The 14,407-nt window shown below is 43.6% G+C and carries 12 protein-coding genes; 8 read left to right on the forward strand and 4 right to left on the reverse strand.

What is annotated here, in order from left to right; translation table 11 throughout:
• The first annotated feature begins 520 nt into the window (after positions 1–520).
• Positions 521–1,309 (forward strand): hypothetical protein, encoded by a 789-nt coding sequence (locus tag FWF39_RS09615; RefSeq protein WP_343383229.1) that lies wholly within the window; start codon positions 521–523, stop codon positions 1,307–1,309.
• A 53-nt stretch (positions 1,310–1,362) separates the two neighbouring features.
• Here FWF39_RS09615 and FWF39_RS09620 read toward each other — a convergent pair whose 3' ends face one another.
• The gene (locus FWF39_RS09620) at positions 1,363–2,604 is read right to left on the reverse strand and encodes a pitrilysin family protein (RefSeq protein ID WP_343383230.1); all 1,242 of its coding nucleotides are present in this window, start codon (positions 2,602–2,604) and stop codon (positions 1,363–1,365) included.
• A gap of 295 nt (positions 2,605–2,899) precedes the next feature.
• On the opposite strand from FWF39_RS09620, the gene FWF39_RS09625 reads away from it, so the two are divergent.
• The 6 genes from FWF39_RS09625 to mgtA all read left to right on the forward strand — a co-directional run bounded on the left by FWF39_RS09625 (position 2,900) and on the right by mgtA (position 10,788).
• The gene (locus FWF39_RS09625; protein ID WP_343383231.1) at positions 2,900–5,452 is read left to right on the forward strand and encodes a hypothetical protein; all 2,553 of its coding nucleotides are present in this window, start codon (positions 2,900–2,902) and stop codon (positions 5,450–5,452) included.
• Positions 5,453–5,754: 302 nt separating this feature from the next.
• Entirely contained in the window at positions 5,755–6,696 is a 942-nt protein-coding gene (locus FWF39_RS09630) for an ABC transporter ATP-binding protein (protein WP_343383232.1), read from the forward strand.
• Positions 6,693–6,920 carry a hypothetical protein gene (locus tag FWF39_RS09635; protein WP_343383233.1) on the forward strand — a complete coding sequence of 76 codons (228 nt, stop codon included), beginning with the start codon at positions 6,693–6,695 and terminating at the stop codon, positions 6,918–6,920. The genes FWF39_RS09630 and FWF39_RS09635 overlap by 4 nt, the downstream gene beginning before the upstream one ends.
• Positions 6,917–7,177, forward strand: coding sequence for an ABC transporter permease subunit (locus FWF39_RS09640; RefSeq protein WP_343383234.1), 261 nt, complete (start codon positions 6,917–6,919; stop codon positions 7,175–7,177). The genes FWF39_RS09635 and FWF39_RS09640 overlap by 4 nt, the downstream gene beginning before the upstream one ends.
• A gap of 23 nt (positions 7,178–7,200) precedes the next feature.
• Positions 7,201–7,509 (forward strand): hypothetical protein, encoded by a 309-nt coding sequence (locus tag FWF39_RS09645; protein ID WP_343383235.1) that lies wholly within the window; start codon positions 7,201–7,203, stop codon positions 7,507–7,509.
• A 225-nt stretch (positions 7,510–7,734) separates the two neighbouring features.
• The gene (mgtA, locus tag FWF39_RS09650; protein ID WP_343383236.1) at positions 7,735–10,788 is read left to right on the forward strand and encodes a magnesium-translocating P-type ATPase; all 3,054 of its coding nucleotides are present in this window, start codon (positions 7,735–7,737) and stop codon (positions 10,786–10,788) included.
• Positions 10,789–10,893: 105 nt separating this feature from the next.
• Here mgtA and FWF39_RS09655 read toward each other — a convergent pair whose 3' ends face one another.
• Both FWF39_RS09655 and FWF39_RS09660 read right to left on the reverse strand, forming a co-directional pair.
• A complete protein-coding gene (locus FWF39_RS09655) occupies positions 10,894–11,217 on the reverse strand; it encodes a thioredoxin domain-containing protein (protein WP_343383237.1) in 324 nt (107 codons plus the stop codon).
• Complete coding sequence (locus tag FWF39_RS09660; protein WP_343383238.1) at positions 11,214–11,936, reverse strand: CDGSH iron-sulfur domain-containing protein; 723 nt, start codon at positions 11,934–11,936, stop codon at positions 11,214–11,216. Before FWF39_RS09660 ends, FWF39_RS09655 begins: the two co-directional genes overlap by 4 nt.
• 336 nt (positions 11,937–12,272) lie before the next feature.
• Here FWF39_RS09660 and FWF39_RS09665 point away from each other — a divergent pair, with 336 nt between their 5' ends.
• On the forward strand, positions 12,273–12,830 hold the full coding sequence (locus tag FWF39_RS09665) for an Hsp20/alpha crystallin family protein (protein WP_343383239.1): 558 nt from the start codon (positions 12,273–12,275) through the stop codon (positions 12,828–12,830).
• 123 nt (positions 12,831–12,953) lie between these two features.
• Here the strand turns inward: FWF39_RS09665 and rbr are convergent, their stop codons facing one another.
• Positions 12,954–13,526, reverse strand: coding sequence for a rubrerythrin (gene rbr, locus FWF39_RS09670; protein WP_343383240.1), 573 nt, complete (start codon positions 13,524–13,526; stop codon positions 12,954–12,956).
• Positions 13,527–14,407 lie beyond the last annotated feature (881 nt).

Genomic DNA, 14,407 nt, shown 5'->3' on the forward strand with positions numbered 1-14,407 from the left:
TGATTGTTGAGCCAAACGGCCGCGAATACTTGTGTGCTCTTCCAAAGAAAACTGAGGAAATCTGGGAAGTATTCAAAGACCTAATACCCAAAACCTATGGGTAACAAAGCAAAGTTCCGGATAGTTAACAAGACCGATAGACAAATAACTGTAATAATAATCAGGTTTTTATATACAGTTTTAGCCATTTTTGGTACTCGCCGTGTATTTACTAAGCATATAGAAGTGGTGCGTTAAAAGTTTTGCTAAGCACTATTGTCTGTATAGATGAGTATATCTGAAAGTCTGCTCTATTTTGATAAACAGTTTGCCGGTTGGTGTTTTCTCTACTAATTGATAATGCCTGTTGTGGGGAGGGGTTTGGGTTTGATTGTTGACTTATGCGCCTATATTAGCATAGAAAAATGGTTGAGCTGAATTTGGGTAATATTGGGTTAAGATTGGGACTTTATTGGGAAGACATTTTGAAAAATTCTTATGTACTATTTTTGGCATCACCCAATTCAATGGAGAAACAATCATGATATATCAATCGAAAAAAGTCTTAACAGTCTTTGTAATCTGTAGTATGCTTCTAGTTGTTGCATCAGTTGCATTAGTTAATGCCCAAACTACTCCAACCCTAACCATAACCTCAACTGATGATAACAATATCATAACTGTAACCGGCAACGGGTTTGACCCCTCCAAAACCGTTGCTATAAACCTGCAAAACTCCACTGACAACTCTATACTATACAACTTTACCGAAGCCATAACCACCGACGAAAACGGTTCATTCACAGCCGACCTTAGCTTGCCACTGGGCATCTATGGAACCTACAACCTAAACGCCACAACCTCACCGGCTACGGCAATCAAAGAAATCACCCTCACAGGAACCTCCAACCTGACCGCCTCTCCCGACAACAGCAACATCATCCAAACAATTGGTACAGGCTTCAACACAAACCAAACCGTAACTCTCCAATTAACCGACCCCACCACAGGCGCCATAATCTACAACTTTACCGAAAACATAACCACCAACACATATGGCAACTTTAGCACCACAGTCATTATTCCCACAAGCCTAAGCGGCAACTTTACTCTCACCGCATCAACATTAACCACAACTGCAAACACCACTCTCACTGTCCCCGACTTCACCGGTCCCGCAGGCATAGACGGCACACCGGGCACAGTCGGTCCCGCAGGCACAGATGGAACCCCCTGCGCCCCAGCTGATACCACCTTTGGATATATCATAGCAGTGCTAAGCGTAATAGCCGTACTCACCTCAGCCTTTGCATTTGTCAAAAAGCACTAAACAGCCTCTTCTCCATCTTTATGGAGCGGTCTTTTCTCTTTTTCTTTGCGTTATTATTTTTTCGGTTTTAAAATGGCTATTCCCAGTTCAGCTTTGTTTAGATATTGGGCCGCAACTGTTTGGATATCTTTGCTGGTAACACCTTGAATGTTGGCAACATATTCCTGGAGCCCCAATTCACTGCCAAATTGAGCTTCCATATAGTTGATTATCTCCATAGCATCATGCGAATCATCCATACCCCTCAAGATGCCGCCTAACATAATTTGTTTAGCTCGTTCCAACTCTTCTTGGGGAACTAGACTGGTTTGAAGTTTTTCTAATTCTTTTAGTATGAGTTTTTGGGCTTTGGTTGCTTTTTGTGTGTTAACTGCACAATTAACGCTTAGATACCCAAAATCTGAACCCTTGCAATGCGCCGAATTCACATCATAGGTAATGGCATGCTTTTCACGCAACTCTATAAACAAACGTGAACTTGTGCCGCCACCAAGCAAAGTACCGATTAAATCCAACGCCGGCGCATCTTTATGTGTAGCGTTGATGGTTCTGGCACCGATGCTTAGGTAACTCTGGGTTATGCCTGCTTTCTCTTTCACCACCATCTCTTTAGGTTTACTGCTCTCCAACTTCACCTGAGGGGTTGATGGGTTTTCTGTTTTTTCTTTGTTGCTAAAACTTTCTAAAATGTTATCCTGGTTTTTTTTATTAAAATTGCCTGATAAAATAAGTCTCATGTTTTGGGGTCCATAATTGGTTTTGTGTTCTTGGGTTAGCTGGGGAAGTGTTAGGTGTTTGATAGTTTTTGTATACCCTCCAATGGGGCGCCGAATTGGATGGTATTCAAACAAATTCTCAAGCAGCATCTCTTCAACTTTTATGGTTGGAACATCGGCTACCTCGGCTAGTTCATTTAAAATTATTTTCTGCTCCACCTCAAACTTCCCACTCTCAAAACCGTCCCCAAAAAATAAATCCGAGAGAATCTTGGAAGCGCCCTCTAACTTTTCGGGTAAGACATCCACAACACCTGCAACCTGCTCCCGATCCGTATAGAGATCCATTACTCCGCCAAAATTCTCAATACTGCGTGACTGCTCAATACGTTGCTCAGAACCCCCTGCCAACATGTGCTCAATGAAATGTGCCACACCCGCCAACTCTGCGGGCTCTTGGTTAGAACCATACTCAACCGCCAAGGCCAACTGAGCAGTATTTGCCTGCGGACGCGGATAGAGCAGTACCGTCAAACCATTAGACAATACCTTTCGTTGCCAAACCAAACTATTGGACATACCCAAATCTATGACATGCAAACTAAAAAAGCTATGAACTGCCCTTTGTTTACCCTTGTTGGTCTTCTTCGTTTGGTGTATTGGTCCCAAAATAAATGCGGGTGGTGCATGAAATTTAAAACAAAGCGATCTGTGCAGTAATTTTTGGAATGGCCGCCAAGCGTTAAGACGGAAAAACCTTAATTAATTTCTTGACCTAAAGTAACATAGGTTCGATTGGTTTTTATCAATTTTTTTATGTCTAATGAAATAGGTGAATTTTTTGAGAAAAAATTTATTTTTAATGGTATGTTTAATGTGTTTAACCCTGTTCTCAAGTTTAATATTTGCCCCAGCTGCATTAGGTGATCCTGTTGGAAATAGTTTAAAAGATCATGATGTCTGGGACCCTGCACCAGCGACGCTGGCTTGGGTACACGGTAACGCAAAGGGTTACAGTGAAGGCCAAACGGCTGCTTTTAGAGTAACCTTTGATGATGTTGTCATAGGGCAGTCGCTGTGGTTTATAGTGGAGCTTGATCTTAATGCATCTGATGCTTATGCGTTTACTGATATAGAGCCTTGGGATACAACTTACCAGCAAAATGGTGTTCATTTGACGCCGCCACCGCTTGCAAGTAGTTTAACAGGTGATCGAGCTGGTTTTAATGCGGCTGGTGCTGTAATTGTTGCGGTTGATTTTCTTGGTTACAGCAATGGTTATCAAAGCTGGAACGTTACCTTTATGGCCTCTACTTCTGGTCCTGTTTATGTTGTGTATGGCGGTCATATAGCTGCTAGTGGTGACTCTATTGCTTCGGGTGGTATAGTTCCTCCAGGCGGCGGGGCATCGCACGCGAGAGGCGTTTTTCAAGCAAGAATTAACTCACCGGGAACCGGCGCTAAGACTATCAACTTTAACGCTAATGACATAACCGGAAAGCCTTCAGCCCAATCCTTTACTGTCACTAAGGTAACGCTCCCACATGACACAACAACTATCTTTAACTTTACCACCTCTATCTCCCAAGAAACCTTTAGCTTAACCAGTGGCCATAGCTGGGACAGCGGTGAATTAGCTCCGGGAAATTATACTGTCACTGAGTTGGTGCCTGATGGTTGGGATCTTACCAATGTAGTTATTGTTGATCCTGATTTTGGTTCGGTTATGGATTTGGATGCTGGTACTGTGACTGTTGATTTAGATCCGGGTGAGCACATAACTATTCTTTTTATAAACACAGCGCGACAACCCGATCAATCCGGTTTATTTACAGTTGCTAAGCTAACAATCCCCTCAGATGCCTCGATGGCCTTTAACTTTGTTACCTCTGCATCCGATGAGGCTTTCTCACTAACCGATAACACCCGTTGGTACAGCGAAGCCTTACCTCCCGGAACCTATACAGTTACTGAATTGCCCCAAGCAGGCTGGGCCCTCACAGACATCCAAATAGACGGCACTTCTAACTATGTAGTGGACCTAAATATCGGTATGGTAACTTTTGACTTAGCCTCCAATGAGCATATATCCATTATTTTCATCAACACAGAACAGCAACCCCCTCAGTCGGGCTCGTTTACGGTTACTAAGCTAACTATCCCCTCTGGCGCCTCAACCAGCTTTACCTTTGTCACCTCCGTCTCAAACAAAGCATTTACCTTAACCGATGGTAACAGCTGGCACAGCGGCGACATAGCACCGGGCAACTATACCGTCACAGAGTTATCGCAGGCAGGCTGGGATCTTACCAATATTATCATTGTTGATCCTGATGGGGGTTCTAGGGTTGATCTTGCTACGGGTACGGTGTTTATCGATTTGGACCCTGGAGAAACAATAGCAATATTTTACCAAAATCGTCAACAGGACCCTCCGCCAGGCTCTTTTACTGTTACTAAAATCACCTGCCCCACAGGTGCCCCAGACAGCTTTACCTTTGTCACCTCCGCTCCAGGAAGAACTTTTACTTTGACAGATGGAACCAGTTGGAACAGCGGTCCCATAGCACCGGGCAACTATACTGTCACCGAAATCGCACAGATGGGCTGGGATCTTACCAATATTATCATTGTTGATCCTGATGGGGGTTCTAGGGTTGATCTTGCTACGGGTACGGTGTTTATCGATTTGGACCCTGGTGAGTCTATAACAATATTTTACCAAAACAGCCAGCAAGCACCTCAATCAGGTTCCATAAGTGTTAACAAAGTTACCTGTCCGGTGGGTTCTTCGGGGGTCTTTAGATTTGTCACCTCTGCACCGCCGGGAAGCTTTAGTCTAACTGATGGCATGACTTGGAACAGCGGACCCCTAGCGCCTGGCCGCTATACTATAACTGAGTTAGCTCCTGCAGGCTGGACCATAACAAACATCTTGGTAAACGATCCCACCGGTCACTATATGATAGATCTTTCCACCGGCACCACAACTATAGATCTTCAAGCTGGTAGCCACGTATCCATAGTCTATCAAAATGCTCAGGCCGCACCCCAACCAGGCTTTATCTCAGTTGTTAAGACCACCTGCCCCGCCAACACTGCCGAACCCTTTACGTTTGTGACTTCTGCTCCTGCGGGTAGCTTTAGCCTAACCAATGGTGAGATCTGGAATAGCGGTCCGCTAACACCCGGAAGATATATTGTTACAGAGATTATACAAGCCGGATGGACTATCACCGATATCATAATTGTGGACCGTAGCGGCGGCACCTCTACAGCAGATCTTTCCACCGGCACCGCAACCATAAACCTTCAACCCGGTGCTTACGTAACTATAATCTATAGCAACACCAAACAAACCCCAACCAATTGCTGTCCAACCAATTGCGAATGCAAACCCCCTTGTGACCCCAAAACTCCCTTGTGACTCCAACCCTGTAACAATAAACATCTATTCAACCCGGATTATATGGAACAAAAAACCTATACATCCATAAACAACTAAAACCTCCTTTTCCTTCTCCTTTTTCCAAGGAACTAAGCAAAAGTTAACAACTCGCCTTCAACTACAATAAACCCCACATGTTTGGATATGCATTGAGCGATAGTTTTACGCATTAATCTTATCCTGCCCAAGCGGTGCCGTTTAAGCTGTAATGTATTGTTGGTAAAACCTTCTGCTTGCATAGCTATATACCTGAACAGCCAATCCTACTTCAGGGGATATGTGTGATAGATGTTAGTGGTCTTACCAAAACCTTTGGTAGCTTAACCGCTGTAGACAACCTAAACCTATGTATCGAAAAAGGGGAGGTTTTTGGTTTTCTTGGACCCAACGGTGCAGGCAAAACCACCACTATTCGTATGCTTGCCTGCCTTATTGCACCCAGCAAAGGCACCGCATCAATCGCTGGATATGACATCTATCGAGATCCCCAAAAAGTTCGCCAGTCCGTGGGCATACTTACCGAAAATCCCAGCCTCTATGAGCGACTCACAGCATATGAAAATCTAGACTTTTTTGCCCAAGCCTATGGCGTCACAAATCCCCAAGAGCGGCAAAGTAGAATCCGCGAATTATTAGAGTTTTTTAACCTCTGGGAACGCCGAAACGACAAAGCCGGCACCTTTAGCAAGGGTATGAAACAAAAGCTGGCTATCGTTCGCGCAACAGTACATCAACCACCCGTTCTTTTCCTAGATGAACCAACCGCAGGTTTAGATCCCAAATCTGCAAAGGAGATTCGCGATTTAATGGAGCAGTTAAGCCGCCATGAGAACCGGACTATTTTGTTGTGTACACATCATTTAGAGGATGCTGAAAAATTGTGTAAGCGGGTGTTAATCATGAACAAGGGCCACTGCATACTTATCGGTACCCCAGATGAATTACGCTACAGAATTAACCCCAATCCCACAATCCAGATCAGCCTAAGAGAACTCAACCCCAAAATTACCTCTGCAGTTGAGAACAACAAACACACCCAAACCCTCAGCACAAATCAGCTAAATGCTGAGCTTTTGGTAAGCGTTAAAGACGCCCGATTAGCCACACCTGAGATTGTGCGTAGCGTCGTTGAGGCCGAGGGCCAAATTCTCTCAGTAAATGTGGTTCGGCCATCCCTTGAGGATGCCTATCTTAACCTCATAAAGGAGCAAACCAGCCAATGAACATCCGCAAAGCTTGGTTAGTGTTTAAGAAGGATTGGCTAGAAATCAAGCGTAACTGGCAGGTACTTTTGCCGATAATTATTTTACCTCTTCTTTTTGCAGTGATTTTTCCCATTATAATCTCTGCTATTAGCACTGTGCCCGCTGATGAAATGAACGCAAGCGATTTTTCAGCCCTGCTCTCTCTTCTACCCATAGATACCAAGCATTCCTTGGACAGATGACCCAAACCCAACTCATGGTATACATCATGGCACTCTACATATTTGCACCCATGTTTCTCATAATTCCCATAATGGCCTCAAGCGTATTGGCCTCTGATAGTTTCGCAGGCGAACGCGAACGCAAAACAATAGAGGCCCTCCTAGCCACACCTATCTCTGATAGCGAACTTTTACTGGGAAAAATCCTAGTCAGCTTTATCCCAGCCATGATTGTAACCATTGCTTCGTTTGCCGCCTACACAATCATACTCGATTAGCTACCTTTAGTTTATTCAACGGTATGTTGTTGCTTCCAAATCTAACCTGGATTATTATGATATTGGGTGTTGCACCAACCTTGGCACTATGTAGCATAGGCCTAACGGTGATGATCTCAGCTAAAGTCAAAGGCTTCAAAGAAGCCCAACAAATAAGCGTAATACTCCTCCTGCCAGTGATGGGATTGATGTTTGGCCAAATTTTCGGTATCCTAATCCTTGGATCTGCTCTATTGGCTGTTCTTATAGCCCTACTTGGCGCTACGGATGTCGTTATATTCTATGTGGGTATGAAAATTTTCCAACGTGAAGAAATCCTCTCCAAAATGTAGCCCAACAAACGCTTGTTTGATTGCTATTTAACGTCTAGCTGATGATAGAACTGCGCTAAATCTATCTGCTGCATATATAGTGGTGATTACACGGTTACTAGAACATACACTCACATAAGCTGTCTGTATGGTTGTCGCCAAACTATAGCCATCAGAGTTGGCAGCGGTGGTTGAGAAATCTCTTTAAAAGACTAGTGTTCTACTATAGCCTTAGGTTGCGGGCTTATGGCGAAACAACAATTAAACAACAGGCACAGCACATCTAGCGATTCTTCAGCTGTTGCCATAAAGCCCGTTTTGAGCGCCGATGATCTTGTGGGGCTTCCCATAGAAGAACTCTATGAGCGTATGGATACCTCACCTCAGGGTCTTACTTCGGAGCAGGCCGCTGAGCGCATCGAAGTTTATGGCAGAAACGAACTTGCCAGAGAAAGCAAACATTCTATCCTTAAAGATTTTCTTCTGCACTTCAAAAGCCCCTTGGTTCTCATTCTATTGTTTGCCGCAGTGATTTCAGGGGTACTCAACGAACATGTCAATATGATTATCATATTAATCATCGTATTTGCCAGCATAGCTCTTGATTCCTACCAGGAGAGCAAGGCTAGCAAAGCTGCAGAGTTGCTAAAGCAGAAAGTCACCACCACCGCCACCGTGATAAGAGACGGGGTGCGCCAAGAAACCGCTCTTCCAGAAATCGTTCCCGGGGATGTAATCTATCTCTCAGCTGGCGATATCCTCCCCGCAGATGCCCGTGTCATATCTGCCAAAGATCTCTTTGTTAATCAATCCGCCCTAACCGGAGAATCATTTCCGGTGGAAAAAGTTGCTGGTTCTGTAAAGAAGGGCGGTTCACTTGTTGATTGGAGCAACTATTGTTTTATGGGAACCTCAATTGTCAGTGGTTCCGCAACTGCAGTTGTTCTTAAAACCGGTAGTTCAACCGAATATGGCAAAATCGCCAAAAAACTCGTTGAAAAAGCACCGGAAACCGAATTTGAACGCGGCATAAAGAGCTTTGGCTACTTTATAATGCAGCTCACTTTTCTCTTTGTGATTTTTGTCTTTCTAATTATTTCCCTACGTAACCCCACCGAACTAGGTGTGGTAAACGCTCTGCTTTTTTCAGTGGCCCTAGCAGTTGGGTTAACCCCTGAACTGTTACCCATGATCATCACCATCAACCTCTCAAGGGGTGCGATGGCAATGTCTAAGAAAGGCGTTATCGTCAAGCGGCTCTCAGCTATTGAGAACTTTGGCAGCATGAACGTACTGTGCACTGATAAAACCGGCACACTAACTGATAATAAAATTAAACTAATCCTAAACGTCAACATAGAAGGTAACGAAGACGAAAAAGTCTTTCTCCACTCTTTTCTCAACAGCAACTTCCAAACTGGCCTGCGCAGTCCCCTAGATGAGGCCATCCTCAAACACAAAGAAGTCGACACCTCCAAATACCAAAAAATAGACGAAGTACCCTTTGACTTCATACGCCGACGAGTCTCAGTCGTGGTTGAACGCGAAGAACAACGCTACTTTATCGCCAAAGGCGCCCCCGAGGAAATTCTCCGCGTCTGTTCCTACGTTGAGCTAGGCGACTGCATATCAGACCTAAACGAAGAAACCCGCCAAAAAATCGAACAACAATATCACGACTACAGTACTCAAGGCCTCCGAGCTTTGGGTGTTGCATACAAACGCCTAAAAGAAGACAAAGCAGTCTACTCCATAAACGACGAAAACGACATGATCTTTCTTGGCTTTGTCGCATTTCTCGACCCGCCCAAAGAAACCGCCAAACAATCTATCCAAATGCTAAGCCGAGCCGGTATCGAACTCAAGATCCTAACAGGCGACAACGAACTTGTCACCCGCCGAGTATGCGAAGAACTTGGCTTTGAAATCAAAGGTGTCGCCTTAGGTAACGACATAGCAAACCTATCTGATGAAGCCCTAATGGTAATTGTTGAGGAAGCCAACATCTTTTGTCGTGTCAACCCCGTACAAAAAGACCGCATAATAACTCTGCTCAAAAAGAACGGTCATGTCGTGGGTTATATGGGTGATGGCATCAATGATGCACCCTCCCTAAAAACCTGCGACGTTGGAATCTCGGTTGACAACGCAGTTGATGTTGCCCGCGAATCCGCAGACATTATTCTCTCCAAAAATGATCTTACGGTTCTAGCTGAGGGTGTGCTGGAGGGCCGCAAAACCTTTGGCAACACTATGAAATACATCCAGATAGGGGTTTCCTCAAACTTTGGCAATATGTTTAGCGTTGCCGGCGCTGCCATTTTGCTCCCATTCATACCCATGTTGCCGGTCCAGATTCTGCTAAACAATCTGCTCTACGACTTCTCACAGACCACCATAACAACCGACAAAGTCGACAACGAATACCTAGAACGGCCCAAACGATGGGACATCTCTTTCATACGCAGATTCATGGTTTCACTGGGACCCGTAAGCTCAATGTTTGACTTTTTGACCTTCTTTAGCATGCTCTTTATCTTCATGCCCCTCATCCCAGGAGCCATGTTATTGGGTAATCCCTCTTTATTGCATGATCCTGCTTTCCAGAGTCTATTCCAGACTGGCTGGTTTATCGAATCCATAGTTTCCCAAGTCTTAGTTGTCTTTGTCATCCGAACACGTCGTACGCCATTTTGGAAGAGCAAACCAAGCAAATACCTCCTAATCAGCAGCATAATTATCATAGCCTTTGCCCTACTCCTGCCCCTCTCACCTCTGGGCCGTCTCTTTGGCTTTGCCGCACCCCCGCTTATATTCTACGCCTTTTTGGTACCCTTGATGGGCGCTTATCTACTGGTAGCTGAACTCATTAAAAGCTGGTTCTACAAACGCAACGCCTACCGTCTCGAACAAGTTCTAGTACCTAAACGTGCCTACTACCTAACACGTAACGCAAAACTCATGCAAGACATGATCGCCGCCATAAGCCTCCGTGAAGAAGACGAATTTACCATAAGCTCCCTAACGGATGATCTAAACACCATCCTATCCTACCCCATAAACTTTAACCAAGTGGCCCGTAACCTCCAATATCTGCGACGCTCCAACCTCATAAGCGTAGACTGGACTCAACGAACGGTCAAACGCGAAAGAGCGCTCAGCGACTATGTAGGAACCAGTATCATCATGGGACCAAACTGGCCCACCGTAGGCGAAGAGTGGCGCAGAATAAGCGGTATCATCCAAACCAAATATGGCGCAGTTAACTCTGAATTCAACGAACTTCTGCCTAATCAATAACTACTCAACAAAAGATATCCTATGTAACAGAGTTTCTACAGTAATCTGCAAAAGCATATCTACTGCTAAGCAGGGTTTGTGTTCTTCAAGTTTGTTGCAAATATGTTATGCACTGGCTGTGAGTTCATCGAGTTGTTCTTTGTTTAATCCAATTCCTGGTGTGGCATCTAATCTTTTTTGCACTCTACCTTTCTTGAGTAGCAACAAAGTTGGATAGTATTTGATGTCGTATTTATCAACTATTTTTGGTTCAAAATCAATCGGTATGCTTAGGCATTCATCCGGATTAGTTTTTGTATATTGGCTAAATAGGGGCAGAAACCGCTGAGAAAACGGACACCAAGTTGCATAGAACAGTGCATACACTCTATCTTTGGACTCCAACAAAGCTTCAATGTCTTGTTCGTTTTTTACTTGGTTATTTGTCATTTTTTACTCTCCCCTTGGTCTGCCTCTTCAGGATAGTGGCTGCTGTCACAAAACGGTTTATTCGCCGATTTACCACATCGGCACAATGTCATGCGGTTTCTAACCTCATAGAGTTTACCATCGGCACCATACACGGGAATACCGCCTCTAACCCAAAGCGGGCCATCACATCCAATACTTGGATCCTCGATTAACCCAATTGCCTGATCCAGTTTCGGCTCAATGGCCTGATCGGTTTTTTTATCCACAACAACAAGCCGGCCTGAAGGGCAGGTGCACGCGTTTTTTATACAGTTATCTTTGATTTTGTCATCATCAGTTTTGGCTATTTGATTCCAGATATCCCCTTTTCTATGACAAAACCGTGCAGACGCGCAGAGAGCTTCAGCATCTTTGAGCGTTAATTCGGGGCCCTCTATACATTTTGCCATAGCCTCAAAAGAGCTGGCTTTGTTGTTGGTTTCGGTGCCGTTAAAGTTGGTTTTGAGGTGGGTTCCATTACAGAAGGGTTTATTGCTTGTTCCGCCGCATCTGCAAAGAGCATAGCTTGGTTGAGTTTCAAGTTTTTCTGTAATCTTCCACTCTGAGGGTATTGTTGAGTGATCGCATTTGATGACCATTCGATAAAGTGGAATGCCGCCTACAACTATGTATGGACCATTTTTGGTAACTTGAATTTTGCCTTCTGACTTGAGAGGGGTTGTCTTTTGATTTCCCATATTTCTCATCTCCACTTAGAACTTGGGGCGATTAGATTTCTTAATTTTATGTTTGATTGACTTTCTATTCCTATTAACTGTTTGTGAGTGTTACCTGCTAGTTTTGCAGGTTTCTATTTTGAGAGAAGTGTGAATTTGTTTGGGACAATGCAGAAAGCGCTTAATCAAGCGATAGATGTGTTTCATCTTCAATATGGTTTGAAAAGGTTGCTTGTTTGTCTGATGATTAACTATCCAAGCGTTGCTGAGTGGGTTTAAAAAAAGTTTGTTAGTGCAGCACAGGTTCACATATGTTAATTAGCAAAATATCCTTGCATAGACTTAGGTGACTATGTTTTGTCTGAAGATAAAAATAAAATAGAGTATTCTGAGGATGAAAAAAAATCTGGTGATGAAATCAAAAGATCAGATGAGGACATTATGCCTTATGCTTCACGCGATATTCAGCACGATTTTAACCGTTTATTAAACCAGTTTCAACGGGATTTTGAAGATTTCTGGGGAGTATCTTCAAGACTGGGGCGGGACGTAACCTCAAAAGCACGTGCATCCATCGCTCCTTTCACAAGATTGGGCGTTCCATCTGTGGATTTGGAGGATCAAGGAAAAAACTATCACTTGACTGCAGAATTGCCGGGTTTTAAAAAAGATGATGTAGACATTGAAATGACTGAGGATTCCGTAACAATAAAAGCCAAAAAAATCAATACAGACGATCAGAAAAACAAAAATTACGTTCGCCATGAACGCGCCGTTCAAACCTACTACCGAAAAATCCACCTGCCCGAACCTGTCCGCTCTGATGAGGCAAACGCAAAACTAAATGACGGCATCTTAGAAATTTCACTACCAAAAAAGACCCCCAAAGAAACCAAAAAATTAGCCATCGCATAGCGCTTTGGGCATTTTTTCCATCCCAAAAACTCCAGTTTTTGTGTCTTGACTTCAAAAAATGGTTGACTACAATTGGTAGTCAACTAAACTAAAAAAATAATGAGGGGTCCCTCAGGGGACTGCCTAGTAGTTTTCTGTCCAGACTTCAAAGTACGATCTGGGGTGGGCACATGTGGGACATTTATCAGGTACTTCAGAGCCGGTTATGACCATACCACAGTTTCTACACTTCCACTTGGTTGGAGCGTCTTTTTTAAAGACTTTGCCTGTCTGGACGTTTTCTAATAATTTGCGATATCGACGTTCATGAGATGTCTCCACTTCGGCAACCATCGCAAATGTTTTTGCAACATCGCCAAAACCCTCCTGTCGGGCGACCTCTGCAAAGTTGGGATAGAGCGTGCCCCATTCAAGTTTCTCGCCATCTGCCGCTTCTTTTAGGTTAATCGCGGTTGATGCGATGATACCTGCAGGGTAAGTTGCAGTGATTTCTGCCATACCGCCTTTTAGATGTTTAAAAAACAACTCTGCATGTTCTTTCTCGTTTGCAGCTGTCTCCTCAAAAATGGCTGCTATTTGTTCATAGCCTTCTTTTTTGGCCACACTCGCAAAGAAGGTATATCGAGTTCGCGCTTGAGATTCGCCTGCAAACGAGGCTAAGAGATTCTTTTCAGTTTTACTTCCAATAAACTCCATAAGATTAGACTCCTGTCTTAATTTATCAAAAACAAAAATAAAAGACTTCCCAAATTCCAGCTGTATATTAAAGGCTTTTATGTCCCCCTGAGCTTATCTGTTTGCCGGATGATGAGAAGGCATTAAATAGACTTCACGGGATGAAAACTCAGAGTTACTCTGACGGTTCGTATAATAAACTAATCATTGGCTGTGGGCGTCTCTGCTCACTGCTAAATATAACACATCATAAACGCCTTTAATGAGAAAATTCACCCGCTACTACAGAAAACTACCACTAGATAAAGAAAATCTATAACTCCAGCACAGGCTCAAGACACCTATGTAGCGAAATCCCGTCAGCACCTGCATCGTACGCTGTTGAAGTTAATGGCAGTTTATGATAAGTTTGAGGTTTTACAGGTCCACGCTCTGAATACGAGAAGTTTGTTTACGCTTCTATGAAAGCTTAACCTACAATTGGACACATGACTTTTTTTCAGGTTTGTTTTTTGATGATTGAGCATGGTGTGACTTTTGGCTGTGTGTTTTATTGGGGGAGTGTTTTGTTTTGTGTTTTTTGTTTGGTGGTTGTTTTTTGGTTTTTGTTTGTTGTTTTTTCTGATTGGGGTTTATTGTGTGTGTTTGTCTAGTTTTTATGATTGATTGTGTTTGTTTGTCTATTAAGTGTGAAAATTATTGTTAATTTGTTCACTATATTTGCTGTTATTGTGCATATGTGTTTATTTTCTTATCAAAAAATTAAAAAAGAAATCCTAAACTGTCTTGTCCCAAAATAATTTCCCCCCCACCTTTGAGGTATCTTACAACTCACCATTTCACCATCTAAACTGTCTAGCAGCTATACCCAGCCACACCTCAGGCCACAAACGGCTGACAAA

Origin of the sequence: Candidatus Bathycorpusculum sp. (genome assembly GCF_009778815.1) — an archaeon.
GTDB lineage: Archaea > Thermoproteota > Bathyarchaeia > Bathyarchaeales > Bathycorpusculaceae > Bathycorpusculum > Bathycorpusculum hydrogenotrophicum.